The following is a 16,799-nucleotide window of genomic DNA, read 5'->3' on the forward strand; positions in this document are numbered from 1 at the left end:
AGTCTGGAGAGTGCCTCGATGTCCCGTGATTCTGTCGTCCGTCCGCTGTCTGCCGACACCATTGCCCTGCACGCCGGGCAAGAGAGCCCGGACAGCGCGACGGGCGCCCGCGCGGTGCCGATATACGCCACCAGTTCGTTCGTGTTCGAGAGTCCCGAACACGCCGCCGATCTCTTCGGCCTCAAGGCATTTGGCAACATCTATACCCGCATCATGAACCCCACCACCGACGTCTTCGAGAAGCGCATTGCCGCGCTCGAAGGCGGAGTGGCGGCGGTGGGTGTGGCCAGTGGCCAGGCGGCGCAGACGCTGGCGATTCTCAATCTCGCCGAGGCCGGCGACAACATCGTGGCCTCACAATCACTGTACGGTGGCACGGTGTCTCTGTTCTCCCACACCCTGCCCCGTCTCGGCATTCGGACGCGGTTCGTGAACATTCACGACCACAAGGCTGTCGCAGCCGCCATTGATGAGAACACGCGGGCGCTCTATGTGGAGACGGTAGGCAACCCGGCACTTGATGTGCCCGATCTCAAGGCACTTTCCACGCTGGCACACCAGTTCAATCTGCCGCTCGTTGTGGACAATACGTTTGCGCCGGTGCTGGTGAAGCCCATCGAGCACGGGGCAGATATCGTTCTGCACAGTGCCACGAAGTGGATTGGTGGTCATGGTACGAGCATTGGCGGCGTCATTGTCGACAGTGGACGTTTCGACTGGGGCGGCACTGCACGTTTCCGCAAGTTCTATAGTGACCCGGAGCCGGCCTATCACGGCCTGCGCTTCGCCGAAGCGTTTGGCAACATCGGTGGTGCCAACATTGCGTATGCCATACGCCTGCGCGTGCTGTTGCTGCGCGACATCGGGGCCGCGCTCTCGCCCTTCAACTCCTTCCTGTTCCTGCAAGGATTGGAAACGCTGCCGCTGCGCATTCGCCAGCATAGCGCCAACGCGCTGCAGGTCGCGCAGTATCTTGAGGCCCATCCGTCGGTGGCGTGGGTGAAGTATCCGGGGCTGGCGTCGCATGTCACGCACGCCAACGCGGCCAAACTTCTGTCAGGTGGATTTGGCGGAGTGCTTACCTTCGGCGTGCGCGGCGGCGAGGCGGCGGCGCGGCGTTTCATTAAGGAAACCAAGCTGTTCTCGCTGCTCGCCAACGTGGGCGATGCGAAGAGTCTCGTCATTCATCCGTGGACCACCACGCATGAACAGCTCAGTGAATCCGAGCGGGAGGCGGCGGGCGTTACGCCGGACCTGATCCGCCTGTCCATTGGGCTCGAAGCGGCAGACGACCTCATTGCCGATCTCGATCGTGCGCTCGCTGCCGCTGTGGCGGCCGACGTGACGCGCACGACGGGCGCCGGCCCACAGCGCAACGAGTCGGCCGCATGAGCACGCTTCCTCCCACGTTGCTGACCCCGCGAGGGGCCGCGTCGCGGGTCGTGCAACGGACGCCGGTGGCGGCCCAGTCCCGCGCACCACAGCCCTCCACCCCATCGTGGCCCGTTCGCGACGAAACGATCACGTTTCGTGACGTGGTTCTGGAATCAGGCGAGCAGGTTGAGAAGGTGGACGTACACTATCGCCTGGAAGGCGCGATCAACGCGGCGCGCGACAATGTGGTGCTGGTGGTGCACGCCCTCACCGGTACGGTGCACGCCAGTGCGTGGTGGAAGGGAGTGATTGGCGAAGGGGCCCCCCTCGATCCGTCACGGCACGCCATCCTCTGTGCCAATCTTCTCGGCGGCTGCGACGGGACGACAGGCCCCAGCCACAGCGACCCGGACGCCTTACCCCCCATAAGCACGCGTGATCAGGCCGCGATCCTGGCGCGGTTGCTTGATGGGTTGGGGGTTGTATCGCCGCTGCTCGTGTGTGGCGGATCGCTGGGGGGCATGGTCACGCTGGAGTTCGCGGCCAGTTTTCCCGAGCGTCTTCGGGGTGCGGTCTGTCTGGCCGCTCCCGCCGTTCAGACGGCGCAAGGTTTGGCCTGGAACGTCATCATGCGTCGCGCCATCGCCCTGGGCGGCGAGCGCGACGGGCTGGCGCTCGCCCGCATGGTGGGCATGTTGAGCTATCGCACGCCCGATGGACTGGAACGACGCTTCGGCCGATCGCAGAGCAGTACCGGTGGCTTCCAGGTAAATGAGTGGCTCGATGCGCACGGCGAAAAGCTGGTGCAGCGCTTTGATGCGACGAGCTACGGCGCGCTCATCGACGCCATGGATGTTCACGATGTGGGACGCGGGCGTGGCGGCGTATCGGCGGCCCTTGCCTCTGTGGCCGACCGACTCATAGGCGTGGGCATTCCGGGTGATCTCCTGTACCCCGACAGCGCCGTGCGCGAGTGGACCCAGGCGGCCAACGCCACGTTTGTGGAGTTGCCGTCCATCCATGGTCACGATGGCTTCCTGCTGGAGGTGGATCGCGTAGCGCGCATCATCGCCGGCGCCATTACTGAAGCATCACAACGTGAGGCACCGGCGGTACGGAAGGCGCGCGCGGGCACCGCACCGGCAACAATTCCTGTGCGTGAAGCCCTCCCGCAGGTGCATCGCGCCCGCGTGGCCGCGGTACGCTCTGCGGTGAAGCCGCTCCGGATCGCGCTGGCCGGCTGTGGTCACGTAGGCGGGAGTCTGCTCGATCTGTTTGGTGAGCGCGCCGCCAATTCCCCCAATGCTCCTCCCATTCGCGTGGAACGCGTGCTCGTGCGTGATGCGTCGCGCCCTCGCCCTGCACTGGCGCAGGCCATTGCCCGCGGTATTGCCCGGAACGACGCGGTGATCACCGACCCCACCGAATTGCTCGATGATGACATCGACGTGCTGGTGGAAGCGATTGGCGGTACCACCACGGCTCGCACACTCGTGGAAACCGCATTGCGCCGTGGCATTCGGGTGGTGACCGCCAACAAGGCGCTGCTGGGCGAGCGCGGGGCCGCGCTGCAAGCGCTGGCGCGCACCACCGGTGTGCGTCTCGATTTCGAGGGCGCCGTGTGCGGTGCCATTCCCATTGTGCGCTGCGTACGCACCGGGGCGGCCGGCGTTGGTATCTCCAAAGTGAGCGGCATCCTCAACGGCACAAGCAATTTCGTGCTGGAGAAAGTAGCGGAGGGACACTCCCTGGCCGACGCCATCGCCTCGGCACAGCGACTCGGCTACGCCGAAGCCGATCCCACGCGCGATCTCAACGGGCAAGATGCCGAAGACAAACTTCGCATTCTGGCCTGGCTGGCCTTTGGGGTGGAACCGGCCTCACTCAAGGTGATTCGACGAGGCATTGATGCACAAACGGCGGCCTGGGCAGCCCAAGTGGCCGCCGAGGGCGATCGGGTGAAGCTCATTGCGAGCGTCGGGCGCGAAGGCGACGAACTCGTCGCGCGCATTCTTCCCACACGGGTCACCGGTGACGACGCCTGGGCGCATGTTTCGGGCCCCTTCAACCGCGTGGTGATTGACAGCGAGTCGGCCGGCTCATTGGTGTTTCAGGGACCAGGAGCTGGAGGACTGGCTACGGCGGGAGCAGTGCTCGCGGACATACTGCAGTGAACTACAGTGAACTGCAGTAACCGCGTTATGATGACCGCGTTATGGGTTACCGGGTTATCCCGTAACCGCGGGTACCCGCAGTAACCCGCGGTTATTCGGTAACCCGGTAACTCATAACGCGGTCATCATGACGCCGTTACCGCAGTTTCTGCGGTTGGATGCCTCTTGCTCTCAGAAACAACCGAACGGAGTCGACCGGTAACGGCTTTACGGTCGCTGTGCGGTTCGATACCGGGGTGGCCATGAGCAGGGCGTTGTACAGCGCTTCTTCGGTGGCCTCCGTGACGGCCTGAAAAAGCGCCGACATGGCCTCGTTGCCCAGTTCGTCGTTGGTGGACACGGTAGCGTCGGGATTGCGGCGCACCCGCGGGTTGGTGGAGAACGCCAGCACGTAGTCGCCCGACCCGTTGGATGCGCTGGACCCAGTGCGCGCCAGTCCCATAATGGCGCGGGCGCCAAGGCGCTCAAGGTTGCGGGCCAGCAGCGGCGCGTCGGTAGCAATCACAATCATGCAGGAGCCGTCGCCACGTTCGGCACCGGCATCACCCGGCGCACGACGCGGGCTGGTGACCGGCGCCACGTCGCGCTGAAAGGCGTAGCGCCCCAGCAGCTGCCCGATGGGCACCCCGGCCATTTGCAGCACCCCGCCGTAATTGCCTTGCACCAGAACGCCCACGGTGTAGCCACCTAGTGACGCCGGAAGGACTCGGGACGACGTCCCCATGCCGCCCTTCCAACCAAACATGATGGTGCCGTGCCCTGCCCCCACGCTCCCTTCGGCCACGGCGCCGCTGTCCGCACGGGCGAGTGCATCCCGTACGGCGCTCCCAATTCCCACGCGCGACCGCGTGGTGTTCAGCCCTCCGTCGTTGGTTTCTCCCACGACCGGGTTGATGGAGCGCACATTGCCGTTCTCCGGCTTGGCCAGCATCCACTGCGCCAGCGCATCGCCGGCCGGCCAAATGCACAACGTGCAGGTGAGCAGAATAGGCGTTTCGAGCTCCCCCAACTCTCGCAGTTGCGTGACCCCGAGCAGTTTGCCGAAGCCGTTCCCCACGTGCAGGGCCGCGGGAACTCGATCGCGGTACAGATCCCCCCCGTGCGGCAGGATGGCGGTCACCCCGGTCCGCAGCGAATCCCCTTCGCTCACGGTCGCGTGTCCCACCCGAACACCGGCCACATCGGTAATGGCGTTGTGCGTTCCCGGGGTAAACACCCCCGGCGCCAATCCAAGGGCCCGGGCCCGAACCTGTGCCCCCAGCAGTGAGGGCAGCATCAACGCAACCGCGAGCACGGCGGGTGTACGCATGATTGGGCGGAGTGGTGAGGTGAACGGCAGCGAACGCGCAGACTCCTCATCTTATATTACGTCATGGCTCTGCGCCCCCTCTTCGGACATCTCCCCATCCGCCAGCGACTGGCTGCGGCGGCGAGCGACGGTCGCCTGCCGGCCAGTCTCCTGCTGCAAGGACGACGCGGCGTAGGCAAGCAGCGGCTTGGCCTGTGGCTGGGGCAATATCTCATGTGCGAGCGCGCCACCCGTGACCGGTTACCGGCGCCCTGTGGAGAATGCCAGCAGTGCCGCTATGCCGAACGAGGCATGCACCCCGACCTGCATTGGTTCTTCCCGCGCCCACGCCTCAAGGACAGCGACCCATCCACCGACGACGTAAAGGCCGACCTGGGCGAAGCAATTGCCGAGCGCATGGAGGCCGAAGGTCTTTGGGGCCCGTCAGTGGGAACGGACGGTCTGTACACCAGTGTCGTGCGCGCGCTCGTGAACATGGCAGCCATTCGTCCGGCCATGGCCACGCGGGCCGTCTTTGTGGTCGGGGACGCCGAGCGCATGGTGTCGCAGGAAGGCTCGGATCAGGCCGCGAACGCCTTTCTCAAGTTGCTCGAGGAACCGCCACCGGGGACGACGCTCATTCTCACGTCCAGCGAACCCGGCGCGCTGTTGCCCACTATCAAGTCCCGGGTGGTCTCGGTTCGTGTGCCGGCGCTGACCCGGGCCGACATGGAGGCGTTTCTCGCGGATCCGGTAGTGGAGCGCAAACTTTCGCGCCTGCCGCGCGAGGAGGTGCTCGCCCGGGCCAATGGTGCCCCGGGTGATCTGTTTGCCGGCGACAGCCTGAGTGCAGCCTTCGCCAACGCACGCGTCTTGCTCGAAGCGGCACTGGCGCCTGGCACCCCCGATGGCACCACCACGCGCGTGAAGGCGGCGGCCAAGCAAGGCGTGTCCGGTGCACGAGGCGCATTTAGTGATACGCTTGATGCGCTGACGCATCTCTTGCACGCGCGCACCGTGCAACTGGTGCAAGCCGGTCGTGAAAGCGACGCACGACGCATGGCGAGTGTGCTTCCGCAGGTTGAGGTGGCCAAAAGCAAAGCGCAGAACAATGTGAGTCCCAATCTCCTCACTGCAGCGTTGCTGCAGTCCATGCATCACACGCTGCATCCGTAAGCCATGACCACACCTCAGTCGTCCGCATCTCCCGAGGCCGATGGAACGGTGTCCCCGGTGGGACGCGAGTTCTCGCACCTCGACCGGGCGGGGAATTTTCAGATGGTGGATGTGGGTGACAAGCCGATTTCGGTTCGAACGGCGGTTGCCTCCGGTGAGATTTCCATGCAGCTGGATACGTTTAACCTCATACGTGACAACGGTTTAAAAAAAGGCGATGTTATTCCGGTGGCACGACTGGCCGGAATTCAGGCAGCCAAGCGCACCGCTGAGCTCGTTCCGCTGTGCCACTCCCTTCAGTTGTCCGGGGTAGAAGTCCGGGTTAGCCTTGAGGAGTCCCTTCCGGGTTGCCGGGTTGAGGGATTCGTCAGGACCACTGCCCAGACTGGGGTGGAAATGGAAGCGTTGACCGCCGTGTCCGTGGCTCTGCTCACGATTTACGACATGGCCAAGGCGGTTGACCGGACCATGGTGATCTCTCAGATCGTGCTGCGCGAAAAGCGCGGCGGCACGAAAGGAGACTTCATCAGTAGTCCGTAAGTGACCTGCTGAGCGAGAGGTGTCATGCACGACTCTGTACATAGCAGTACCAGGCACGACGCAGTGGCTCGTCGCCGGCGGATGCATCGTCGGCACACCAAGCGCCGCTTGGCAAAGGCATTCATTGTATCGCTGTCAGTGTTCCTGCTGGCCGTGCTGTTTCGCCCGGGGATCCCATCCCGCGTGACCACGCCGGTCAACAGCACGGCCGTCGGGGGCGTGTCGGCCAGCCAGTCTGCTGGCAAGTTCACGCTCAAGCAGCCCGCCGCCTTGTCGGCGCAGCCGATATGGCGTCCTGCGGGCGAGGTGCTCAAGCGCGGCAAGACCAGTTCATCGCCCATCCTCGGGTTCTCGTCTGACACGCGCACCCAGGAGCGACACGAGTCGCTGAACCGCTGGCACCGCATCTATACATACAGCAGCAAGTACCGGATCAAACCGGAGCTGTCTCGCCGTATCTACGATGCCGCCACCGTCGCGGGGCTCGAACCGGAGCTGGCTTTCCGGTTGGTCCGCGTCGAAAGCGTCTTCGATCCACAGGCGGTCAGCCCGGTTGGCGCCCTCGGCCTCACGCAGCTCATGCTCGGCACGGCGCGCCAGTTCGAGCCCAACGTGACCCGCGAAGAGCTGCTCACGCCAGACGTGAACCTGCGCATCGGGTTCCGCTACCTGCGAGGCCTGATCCGTGAGTACAAGGGCGATCTCAAGCTCGCCCTGCTGGTCTACAACCGCGGCCCTACTGCGGTTGGCCGTGCACTGGCCATGGGACAAAGCCCGGCAAATGGCTACGAAAGCATTGTGACCAAGGGGTATCGCGGCCGAGGCACGTTGGACTAGGTAACTATTTTCTTTGCTTTGACTTGGGAGAGGCGACCTGCTTTGATTTCGAGGTCGCCTTCTTCTTTGTCACCGGGGGCTTTTTCACAGACTTTTTCACAGAAGATTTTCGTGAGGTCGCCTTCCCCTTCGTCACGCTTTTAGGCTTTACAGACGCCGTTGTGGATTTCTTTACCTGCAGCGTTTGCCCGGCGAGGATGCGGCTGCCGCGCATGCCGTTGAGCGCCTTGAGACTCTTCTCGGTCATGCCATAGCGGCGCGCAATTCCCCCCAGCGTTTCGCCCCGTCGGACCACGTGCACGCCACGAGCACTCAGGCTGCTGCTCCCGGCGGTCCCACCAAACTTCTCCAACGACGGGTCAGGAATGTCCCGGGCGTAGGCTAGGGCCAGCTCCTGCGGGATGCGCAGTGACTGCCCCGCCACCAGTCGGCCCTTGCGCGTGGTCTTCCACGACGGGTTGAACCACCGCAGCTGCTTGAGCGACACCCCGTGCGTTTTGGCAAACGTGGTCGGGGTGACACTTTCCGACACCTTGGCCGTGCGGTATCCCCGCACCTGCTTCGCTCCCAGGGTATCCAGTGCCGAACGGGTACGCTCGCCGCTTCCCACCGGCACGCGAACCCAGATGGACGCATCCGGCGGCGCCATGCCCCGCAGCAGCGCAGGATTCAGGTCGCGCAGTTCCGTGCTGGTAATGCTCCCTGCCGCGGCCACGGCAAAGAGACTGGTTCCCGGTACCACCTGCACCGAGTCATACGTGTACGCGGGCAGCGAATCGATCCGCAGTCCGTAGCGGGCCGGCATCTTGGCCACGAGCGCGGCGGCAATCAGCTGCGGCACGTAATTCTTGGTCTCTGCCCGCAGGTAGTCCTGCTCCGCGAGCGCAAAGAACCGGTCTTCGCCCTCTGCCCCCTCCAACTCGTCAGCAAACCGGGTGAGCCCTCGCGAGACCCGCCCCGGGCCGCCGTTGTACGCCGCAGCGGCCAGGTACAGCGAACCAAATTGCCGCTGCAAGAACCCCAGAAACCGGATGGCCCCATCGGTGGAGCGCGCCGGATCACGCCGCTCATCCATCCACCAGTCCACTCGCATGCCCACATCCCGGGCCGTGCTGCTCATGAACTGCCACATCCCCACGGCCGCCGCCCGTGAATAGGCGTGCGGATCATAGCCGCTTTCGATCAGGGCCAGATACGTCAGATCTTCCGGCATGCCGCTGGCCCGCAGCTTGGCGCGAATCATGGGTTCGTAGCGCGTCCCGCGGGACAACCGCGAGGCAAAGCGCTCCTTGGCCTTCGCGCTGAACAGATCGACGTAATGCTCCACCCGGTCGTGTGTTTCGTAGGCGCGCACGTCGATGTCCCACACAGGCGTCTCATTGAGCGAATCCGCGACGGCGATAGCCGTGGAGTCCCCAAAGACGGCCAGGGCGGTGCTCACCACCTCCTCGCGCGTCGCGGGGTCCGCGTCCGCGACGGGAGGAATAACCGGTGCCACCACCGGCGCGTGCACAGGCGCTGGCTGGGGCGGTGAGACTCGGGAAGGCGCGGGACGGAGGCCACGACACGCTGGCAGCAACACCAGCATTGCCAGGAGGGAACGGTGCGCCCAGCGGTGGGGACGAACCAGTCGCGGCAACGGTCCTGCGCGCAAAAAAGCGTCGGCAGGATTCACGCGAACAACCTATGCGGAAGGAAGTCGATGTGACACCGGGCGGCGGCTGACGTTCCCGGCCCGACCCATCACAATTGCCGGAGATCGGCCGTCAGCCGGAGATCGGCAGCGGGCCAAGGATTGGCGCTACGAACCGGTTCACCGCGTGCAGGGTGGCCCGGACGGTGGCCAGGACATCGTTTTCTTCGTCAACGGCAACCCCAAGCACCTTGGAGGACTCGTCGCCGCAGTGCACCATGACCGCCACCAGCATCACGCTGGTATCGAACGCGCGCGACGGTTTCACACCGATCAGATCAAACCGCAAGGCATCCTGTGTTGCGGTGGTCAGCGCATCCAGCGTGGCGCGAGCGGCCAACCGCAGATCCCCACCCGGGCAGGTCGTGCCCTCCTGCTCACACACCAGCGGCGTGGTAAACCACGGCCCTTCAAACTCCACGGACACACGAGAGCGCGCCGCTGACCGCCGCTCAATCTGGCAACGCACAAGGCGCAACCGCGAGCGTTCGGCCAGAGGCTCTGGCGCGTCGTTATTGGTGGAGGAACCGGAGAAATCCGGAAGCAGCATGTGGAGGGCCGAGGTAAGTCGCACCGCGTTCAAACGAGCGACGAATTTGGGGGCATTCTGTCACCCAGGCATGTGCCCTTTGTCACACCAGTGCAACATTCGGGCTTAGCCCGGGGCCACTACCCCGGTTTCCAATGCAAAGCGCGTCAGCCCGGCCACCGAATGGATCTGCAGTTTGCGCATCAGGCTTTCCCGGTGCGCCTCCACCGTGCGACGGCTGATGCCCAGTTCCGCCGCGATAGCCTTGTTCGTGAGCCCGCGCGCCACGCCGCCCAGCACATCGCGCTCACGGGGGGTGAGCTGTTCGAGTTGCGCGACCGGAGTACTCTCCCCCACCGCGTCGGCGGTGGACAGGCGACGCACCACCGCCGGGCTGAAAAACGTCCCGCCGGCGTAGACAGCGCGGATGGCTGCCCGCAGCTCTTCCCCGGCCGAGTCCTTGAGCAAATACCCGTGCGTGCCGATGCGCATTCCTTCCCGCACATACTCGCCCTGATCGTGCATGCTGAGGAGCAACACGCGGGTTGCCGGGAGCAATTCCCGCAACCGCGCCGCGGCCTTGAGCCCGGTCTCTTCGGGCATGGTGATGTCGAGCACGACAACGTCGGGGACATGCTGCAGTGCCAGCTCCACGGCAATCCGCCCGTTGGACGCTTCCGCCACCACCTCAATCAACGGGTCGGCGTCCAGCACGTAGCGCAGCCCCTCGCGCACCAAGGCGTGGTCGTCGGCAATCAGCACACGAATGCGGCTGGAATCGGGAGCGGTCATGCGGTTCCTGAGGGAGTAAGGCCGGCCACCATCGGCGCGCCTTCGGAGAGCGGAACGGAAATCTGGACTTCAGCACCGGGATCGCGGTTGGCGATCTGCAATCTGCCTCCGGCCGCCAGCAACCGCTCACGCATGCCTGTGATACCCATTCGATGATCAGTATCCTTGAGGCGCCCGCCCCGCTGGGTGGGAAAACCGCGCCCGTTGTCGGAGACGGTCAGCGTCACCTGCGAGGGGGCCACGATTACCGTGACATCCACCTGCGTGGCCGAGGAATGCCGGACCACATTGGACAGGCTTTCCTGTAATCCGCGAAAGATGGCGAGATCCGCATCGCCCGAGAGCACGGGGAGCGAAGGCGGCGCGGTAAACGTGGCGCGCACGCCGCTGCGCTCGGTGAAATCGGTCACCAGGGAGTGCAGCGCGGGGCGAAGCCCGAGATCATCAAGCAGTGTGGGGCGCAGGTCACTGGTGACCTGCCGAATGCTGGCAATTCCGGTGTCCACCAGCCCAAGCAGGCGATCGAGTCGCGGCGCGGTCCCCTCGGCCAGCGATCCTCGCAGCGCTTCCAGCTGCATCTTGACCGCCGAGAAGACCTGGGCCGTTTCGTCATGCAACTCACGGGATAACCGTCGCCGCTCTTCCTCGTGCTGGCGCAGCATTCGGGCCGAGAGCTGTTCGAGAGCCCGCGTACGATTGGCCAGCTGCCGATCGAGCGACCACTGATCCAGCGCGGCGCCAACCTGTTGCCCGAGGGCCAGCAGAAAGTCGTCGTCCAAGGCGGTAAACGGGTTCCGGATGTCTCCCGCCATGATGAGCGCGCCCACGAGCTGGGCGCCGGCGCCCACCGGGAGTGCGGCGACAAATGGCTGCTCGCCGGAGGCGGATACGACCTGAGGACGCCGGGTCACCCGCATCCGCGTGAGCGCGTCGCGTACGGCCGGCTGCAAGGGTTCGCCGACCCATGGTTCGCACACGCCGGCGCCGCGCAGAATACGCCCGCGCAATTCCGTGGGCACAGCGCCGGCGCCGCCACTGACGCTGTGCCGCGCCGCTTCCAGCACACGGTCCAGTGCATCCACCGGCGACTCATCGTCGGGCCACTCGTGTCCATCACGCACGGGCTCAAAGAGGTACATGGCGGTGCCGCGAACCCCGGGCAAGGCGAGGGGGCGCGAGAGGAGCACATCGAACGGCTGCGTTTCGCTGGTGCGGCGCTGCAGATCACCAGACAGCGCCGACAGCGCACGCACGCCACGCCCCAGATCGTCGAGGATGAGCAGGACCAGCCCGGCTGCCACCAGGAGCTCAAAGCAGATGTCGAGGTAGTAGCCCCACGGGTTCCAGGCGCCTTGCGCACGAAGCCACGGATAATCGAGGTGGTGCAGTCCCCAGAGCGCGAAGGAAATGGCCAGCAGGCGCGCGCCCGGCGATCCGGTAATGCGGTGGTGTCGCCAGAACACCCAGCCGGTCCATGCCGTCGCACCACTCAGGAATAACACCGCCGGCAGTGCCGCCCACAGAAAATGGTCGAGCTGGTAGATGGCGATGTACGACCACAGCAACGGAAAAAGCGCAAGCCCGAGATAGGCCGGTCGTGCACGCGGTTGACGCAAAAAAACCAGCGCGGCCCACAGCAGGGCGAGCGCCGTCCAGCCGGTGGTGACCTGATGCCAGTAGAGCCACACCCGCTGCCCGCTGAGCAGAAAGCTCAGGATGCACAACAGCCGCGCCACATACACGCCCCACGCCACGGCAAACCAGCCAAACCATGGACGGCGATAGCGGGCGTACAGGTTGGCGCACAGCACGGCGACGCCGGTGGTAATGGCGCCCTGCAGCAGCGTGGCCGCGAGTTCCGTGGCCACTACGGGCGGTGCCTGTACCGGCACGTCCACCTGCAGCAGCGCCAGTAACGCCGACACGACGGAGCTCACCCGTCCACCGGTGGCGCCGTCATGCCCGGCTGCGAAACGTGATAGATCGTGCGCGACGGGAAGGCGAAGCTGGAGCCCTTGTCGCGGACAATGCGGACAAACTGCAGCAGCATCTCGTGACGGATGCGCAGGAACTCATTCCAGTCCGTTGTCTTGAACCAGCTCACCACGTTCAGGCGAATGGCCGAATCGGTAAAGGCCACGACGTGCACTCGCACGGCATCGGGCCACACCAGCGGATGCGCACGCAGCGCCGCCTCCAGGGCATCACGAATTTCTTCCAGCTGTTCAGGGGTGGTGGCGTAGGTAATGTCGATGTCGGTGCGCAGCAAAATGCGATCGCGCTCTCCAAACGTTTCGATGCGCTCGTCGGCCAGCCGGCCGTTGGGGACACGCACCACGGTGCGATCAATGGTCCGGAAGCTCGTACTGCGCAGCCCGATGCGCTGCACCTCCCCTTCCGTGGTACCAGCGCGCACCCAGTCGCCCACCCGAAACGCTTTGTCCGCCGCCAGACTCACGCTGCCAAAGAGATGCTCCACCGTTTTCTGCGCGGCGAGCGCCACCGCAATGCCGCCAATGCCCAGACCGGCCAGCAGAGTGCCAACGGGATAGCCGAACTGCGCGAGCGCCACCAGCATGGCAATGATGGCCAGCGTAACGCGCAGAAAGTTGCCCATGAGCGGCACCAGCGTGCGCGCCTGTGCCGCCTGCCCGGTTTCCCACGCGGCGTTCTGCAGATTCGTCTGCACAATGCGGATGATGCGCAGGATGCCCCAGAACAGCGCAATCAGCCATAACCCGCGGGTGGCCGAACTGAGAAACCCGTCAACCCGGGGGTTGAGCTCCAGCAGCGCCAGCAACGGCGTCGCCGCCAGCGCCGCCGACCAGAGCCGGAAGGGTCCCCGCAGATTCTCCAGCAGGACGTCGTCCCATTCGTTCACGGTGCGTCGGGCGATCCGGCCCAACAGGGAGCGCAACAACGCTCCCAGCAACCACGCGAGCAACACCAAGACCGGCACCGCAATGCCCAGTCCAATCCATTGCCACCAGTACACGTTGAAGGGCCCTTCCCGCATCAGCGTATTGGGCAGCCGTTCACGAAGCCATGGCGACCCCAACGCCTCGAACCACGCATCCACACGCCCGACCGTGGCCTGCGAAAAGACCCAGCGCACGGGCGGACCGTTCACCCGCACCAGCCGCACCGGCTCTTCGTGGCCATCGCCACTCATGACAACGGCCATGCGATCGCCGGCGGCATCGCCATCCAGCGTATCGCCACTGGTCAGGGGGGACAGGTCGCGCACATCGAGGGCGAGCCGCTGATCGATGACCGACTTGAGCCGACGCGCCAATACGGGCGCACGCTCCCGTTCAGCGGCGGGCACGTTGAGGTAGTCGGCGGCGCCAGCCCAATCACCGGCGTCGGCCAACTTGAGAAAGTCCTGCACGGCCGCCCGCGGCGATGCCGACGAGACCGCGGTGGGCGCGGTATCCGGCGCCGACTTTCCGCCCAGGCCAAACTGGGCATGAACACGGGGGGCATACAGGAGGAGCACGGCCAGCGCCGCCGCCCCCTGCCTCAGGCACAAAGTACGCAGGCGAAACATGTTGGAAGATAATCGGCAACCGGCCACGCGATGGATTCTCATGCATATTCCGGCTCTCACCCTTTCTCCCGGGCGTCCATGCCTCGTTTCCGCACTGCTCTCGCCGTCCCGCTCGTGTTGTTTGCGGCGGCGTGCCAATCCGCCGACCGTACGGCAGATGGCGATACCACCGGCCTGAATACCGACCCGGTCCCGGCCGAAGCGCTGGCGGCCATCGATACCGCCACGCTCATGCAGCACGTGCGCGTGCTGGCCGCCGACAGCCTCCTCGGACGGCAGCCTGGCACCGTGGGCGAGGAACGGACCGCGGCGTATCTCGAAGGGCAATTCAAGGCGTTGGGGCTGGCGCCGGGCAACCCCGACGGCAGCTATGTACAGAAAGTGCCGCTCGTGGGGATCACTGTGACCAACGCCCCCACACTTACCTTTGCCAAGGACGGCGTCACCCGTTCGCTCGCCTGGCGCAACGACTATGTGGCCTGGACCAAGCATGTCGCCCCCTCCGCGTCACTGGATACATCAGAACTGGTGTTCGTGGGCTACGGCACCGAAGCGCCCGAATTCCAGTGGGATGACTTCAAAGGCATGGACCTGAGCGGCAAAACGCTGGTCATGCTGGTCAACGATCCGCCGTTGGCCGATACCTCGCGCTTCGGCGGCGCGCGCATGACCTATTATGGCCGCTGGACATACAAGTACGAACAGGGCATGAAGCACAAGGCGGCCGGTGTGCTGCTGATCCACGAGACCGGTCCGGCGGGCTATCCGTTTACTGTGGTGCAGGGCAAGACCGCGGAGCAGTTCGATCTGGTGGCACCGGACAAGAACTTGTCGCGCGCCGCCGTGGAAGGGTGGATTACCACGGAGCAGGCCAAGGCGCTGTTCACCATGGCGGGACAGAATTTCGACGCCCTCAAGGCCAAGGCCATGACGCCGGAGTTCGAACCGGTACAACTCGGTGTCACCGCCAGTGTCACCCTCAAAAACGCGTTGCGTGAAGTGGACTCGCGCAACTTGGTCGCGAAGATCGACGGGAGTGATCCCGCGCTGCGCGATGAGTACGTCGTGTACACCGCGCATTGGGATCACTTTGGCATTGGGGAGAAGGTCAAAGGCGACTCCATCTACAACGGCGCTGCCGACAATGCCACCGGCACGGCCGGGCTGCTGACGCTGGCCAAGGCCTACATGGCCATGCCGACGCGCCCCAAACGCTCGGTGCTCTTTCTGGCCGTGACGGCCGAAGAACAGGGGCTGTTGGGCGCGGCCTACTACGCCATGGTACCACTGTACCCACTCAAGAAGACCGTCGCGAACATCAACATGGATATGCTGAGCCTCTGGGGCCCAACGAGCGACCTCACGGTCATCGGACTCGGCAATTCTGAACTTGATGATTACGCGCAGGCGATTGCCGCGCAGCAGAAGCGCACACTGCGCCCCGATGCCGAGCCGGAAAAGGGGTTCTATTATCGGTCCGATCATTTCAACTTCGCCAAGCAGGGAGTCCCGGCGTTCTATGCGGAACCGGGTATTGACGTGATTGGCAAACCGGCCGGCTATGGGCGCAGCAAGCGGGATGAATACACCGCCAACGACTATCACGCCCCGCAGGATGAGATCAAGCCGGACTGGGATCTCACCGGCGCCGTGCAGGATCTGCAGCTCTTCCTGTCGTTGGGCTATCGCGTGGGGAACGCGTCACGCTTTCCCGAGTGGCGGGTGGGGAATGAATTCCGGGCGGCGCGGGACGCCATGCTGAAGCCCTGACGCGCCCCCGAGCGTGTTGGTCAGCTCGCAAGAAACAAACGCGGGCCTCCTCGATATTGAGGAGGCCCGCGTTGTGTATACCGATGCAGTGACCGGGGTGGGGATCGAACCCACGACCTACGGATTAAAAGTCCGCTGCTCTACCGACTGAGCTACCCGGTCATCCAGCGGCGGTGCCGCCAGAACAACACAGGAAGAATCATCGGTTTGCAGGGCACGGTCAACTGCAGATCGGCCATTTATTGCAGCATGTGGCTTAGTGGCTGGCCGTCATGGCGGCGACCGTGGCCGAACCGGCACCAGCCGGTGTTTCCACCACGAACGTCACGCGACGATTGAGCTCTGCCCCTTCCGCGCCAGCCTGGGCGTTGGGTCGGACCAGCCGCGTCTTGCCGTAGCCCACCGTGCGCAGCTGCGCACCATCGATTCCCTTGGACACCAGATAATCCCGCACCGCATTTGCCCGTTCGCGGGACAGCCGCAGGTTGTACGCCTGGCTGCCGGCCGGGTCGGCGAAGCCTTCGATAGTGATCGTCGCGCCCTTGTAATGAGCGTTGGCCACCTGGGCAAACTTCTCGAGCGCCGCCTGATCCTGCTGACGAACAGCGGCATCATCGAAGCCGAAATGGACCGGCATCGCGAACTTCACCTGATCTTCCATGGCCGTGATCCGGGCACCGAATTCGTTGCGGAGTGTGCCAAGGTCGTTGCGGAGCGCGTTCAAGTCGGTGCGCAGGCCATTCACGTCCGTGCGCAGCGCGGCATCGCCGCCTTCACGCGCCGTCCGCTCCGACTCGAGCGCCACCCGCTGCTCGTCCAATCCCTTCCGAACGAATCCTTTGGTGGCACACGCGCTCAGCGTGGTGGCTGTCAGCGCCGCAAGCGCGACATACTGAAACTTTCGCATGGGTGTCTTCCTCACGTTCATGGTGATGTCGAAATCATCCTGTGACGGGTTCGGCACACCGAGAGGTGCGAACCACACAAGAAACATCACCAGAACCACCCCCGCCGCGCCGTGACTGATATCACGAGTGAGAATCACCTCGTGACCGGCAACACACGATCGAGGTTAC

General features: G+C 64.7%; 13 protein-coding genes and 1 tRNA gene. 6 read left to right on the forward strand and 8 right to left on the reverse strand.

What is annotated here, in order from left to right:
• Positions 1 to 18: 18 nt before the first annotated feature.
• Positions 19 to 1,392, forward strand: coding sequence for an O-acetylhomoserine aminocarboxypropyltransferase/cysteine synthase family protein (locus GEMMAAP_RS11550; protein ID WP_043580698.1), 1,374 nt, complete (start codon positions 19 to 21; stop codon positions 1,390 to 1,392).
• Positions 1,389 to 3,548: a homoserine dehydrogenase gene (locus tag GEMMAAP_RS11555; protein WP_053334116.1), complete on the forward strand. Its 2,160-nt coding sequence runs from the start codon at positions 1,389 to 1,391 to the stop codon at positions 3,546 to 3,548. Before GEMMAAP_RS11550 ends, GEMMAAP_RS11555 begins: the two co-directional genes overlap by 4 nt.
• A 136-nt stretch (positions 3,549 to 3,684) precedes the next feature.
• Here the strand turns inward: GEMMAAP_RS11555 and GEMMAAP_RS11560 are convergent, their stop codons facing one another.
• Positions 3,685 to 4,857: a P1 family peptidase gene (locus GEMMAAP_RS11560; RefSeq protein ID WP_026849650.1), complete on the reverse strand. Its 1,173-nt coding sequence runs from the start codon at positions 4,855 to 4,857 to the stop codon at positions 3,685 to 3,687.
• 63 nt (positions 4,858 to 4,920) lie between these two features.
• Between GEMMAAP_RS11560 and GEMMAAP_RS11565 the strand changes: the two genes are divergently transcribed.
• From GEMMAAP_RS11565 to GEMMAAP_RS11575, 3 genes are all read left to right on the forward strand, one after another.
• Entirely contained in the window at positions 4,921 to 6,012 is a 1,092-nt protein-coding gene (locus GEMMAAP_RS11565; RefSeq protein ID WP_026849649.1) for a hypothetical protein, read from the forward strand.
• Positions 6,013 to 6,060: 48 nt separating this feature from the next.
• The gene (gene moaC, locus GEMMAAP_RS11570; RefSeq protein WP_026849648.1) at positions 6,061 to 6,552 is read left to right on the forward strand and encodes a cyclic pyranopterin monophosphate synthase MoaC; all 492 of its coding nucleotides are present in this window, start codon (positions 6,061 to 6,063) and stop codon (positions 6,550 to 6,552) included.
• Positions 6,553 to 6,633: 81 nt separating this feature from the next.
• Positions 6,634 to 7,389: a transglycosylase SLT domain-containing protein gene (locus GEMMAAP_RS11575; protein WP_053334115.1), complete on the forward strand. Its 756-nt coding sequence runs from the start codon at positions 6,634 to 6,636 to the stop codon at positions 7,387 to 7,389.
• Positions 7,390 to 7,393: 4 nt separating this feature from the next.
• Here the strand turns inward: GEMMAAP_RS11575 and GEMMAAP_RS11580 are convergent, their stop codons facing one another.
• The 5 genes from GEMMAAP_RS11580 to GEMMAAP_RS11600 form a co-directional block, all read right to left on the reverse strand.
• Positions 7,394 to 8,902 carry a lytic transglycosylase domain-containing protein gene (locus GEMMAAP_RS11580; protein ID WP_026849647.1) on the reverse strand — a complete coding sequence of 503 codons (1,509 nt, stop codon included), beginning with the start codon at positions 8,900 to 8,902 and terminating at the stop codon, positions 7,394 to 7,396.
• Positions 8,903 to 9,155: 253 nt separating this feature from the next.
• On the reverse strand, positions 9,156 to 9,632 hold the full coding sequence (locus tag GEMMAAP_RS11585; protein WP_026849646.1) for a hypothetical protein: 477 nt from the start codon (positions 9,630 to 9,632) through the stop codon (positions 9,156 to 9,158).
• A gap of 105 nt (positions 9,633 to 9,737) precedes the next feature.
• The gene (locus tag GEMMAAP_RS11590) at positions 9,738 to 10,403 is read right to left on the reverse strand and encodes a response regulator (protein WP_026849645.1); all 666 of its coding nucleotides are present in this window, start codon (positions 10,401 to 10,403) and stop codon (positions 9,738 to 9,740) included.
• Positions 10,400 to 12,340 (reverse strand): GAF domain-containing sensor histidine kinase, encoded by a 1,941-nt coding sequence (locus GEMMAAP_RS11595; protein ID WP_026849644.1) that lies wholly within the window; start codon positions 12,338 to 12,340, stop codon positions 10,400 to 10,402. Before GEMMAAP_RS11595 ends, GEMMAAP_RS11590 begins: the two co-directional genes overlap by 4 nt.
• Positions 12,337 to 13,953 (reverse strand): mechanosensitive ion channel family protein, encoded by a 1,617-nt coding sequence (locus GEMMAAP_RS11600; protein ID WP_053334114.1) that lies wholly within the window; start codon positions 13,951 to 13,953, stop codon positions 12,337 to 12,339. The genes GEMMAAP_RS11595 and GEMMAAP_RS11600 overlap by 4 nt, the downstream gene beginning before the upstream one ends.
• Before the next feature lie 78 nt (positions 13,954 to 14,031).
• Between GEMMAAP_RS11600 and GEMMAAP_RS11605 the strand changes: the two genes are divergently transcribed.
• Positions 14,032 to 15,723, forward strand: a complete 1,692-nt coding sequence (locus GEMMAAP_RS11605) for a M28 family metallopeptidase (protein ID WP_043580694.1) — start codon at positions 14,032 to 14,034, stop codon at positions 15,721 to 15,723.
• 89 nt (positions 15,724 to 15,812) lie between these two features.
• On the opposite strand, the gene GEMMAAP_RS11610 is transcribed toward GEMMAAP_RS11605, so the two are convergent.
• Positions 15,813 to 15,885 (reverse strand) — tRNA-Lys (locus GEMMAAP_RS11610).
• 94 nt (positions 15,886 to 15,979) lie between these two features.
• Positions 15,980 to 16,768: an OmpA family protein gene (locus GEMMAAP_RS11615; protein WP_053334113.1), complete on the reverse strand. Its 789-nt coding sequence runs from the start codon at positions 16,766 to 16,768 to the stop codon at positions 15,980 to 15,982.
• Between the last annotated feature and the right edge of the window lie 31 nt (positions 16,769 to 16,799).

Origin of the sequence: Gemmatimonas phototrophica, from assembly GCF_000695095.2 — a bacterium.
Taxonomy (GTDB): domain Bacteria; phylum Gemmatimonadota; class Gemmatimonadetes; order Gemmatimonadales; family Gemmatimonadaceae; genus Gemmatimonas; species Gemmatimonas phototrophica.

Coding starts and splice junctions, on each gene's coding strand:
- GEMMAAP_RS11590 (WP_026849645.1), bottom strand. CDS start 10,403: ATGACCGCTCCCGATTCCAGCCGCATTCGTGTGCTGATTGCCGACGAC.
- GEMMAAP_RS11600 (WP_053334114.1), bottom strand. CDS start 13,953: ATGTTTCGCCTGCGTACTTTGTGCCTGAGGCAGGGGGCGGCGGCGCTG.
- GEMMAAP_RS11585 (WP_026849646.1), bottom strand. CDS start 9,632: ATGCTGCTTCCGGATTTCTCCGGTTCCTCCACCAATAACGACGCGCCA.
- GEMMAAP_RS11550 (WP_043580698.1), top strand. CDS start 19: ATGTCCCGTGATTCTGTCGTCCGTCCGCTGTCTGCCGACACCATTGCC.
- GEMMAAP_RS11555 (WP_053334116.1), top strand. CDS start 1,389: ATGAGCACGCTTCCTCCCACGTTGCTGACCCCGCGAGGGGCCGCGTCG.
- GEMMAAP_RS11605 (WP_043580694.1), top strand. CDS start 14,032: ATGCCTCGTTTCCGCACTGCTCTCGCCGTCCCGCTCGTGTTGTTTGCG.
- GEMMAAP_RS11560 (WP_026849650.1), bottom strand. CDS start 4,857: ATGCGTACACCCGCCGTGCTCGCGGTTGCGTTGATGCTGCCCTCACTG.
- GEMMAAP_RS11565 (WP_026849649.1), top strand. CDS start 4,921: ATGGCTCTGCGCCCCCTCTTCGGACATCTCCCCATCCGCCAGCGACTG.
- GEMMAAP_RS11575 (WP_053334115.1), top strand. CDS start 6,634: ATGCATCGTCGGCACACCAAGCGCCGCTTGGCAAAGGCATTCATTGTA.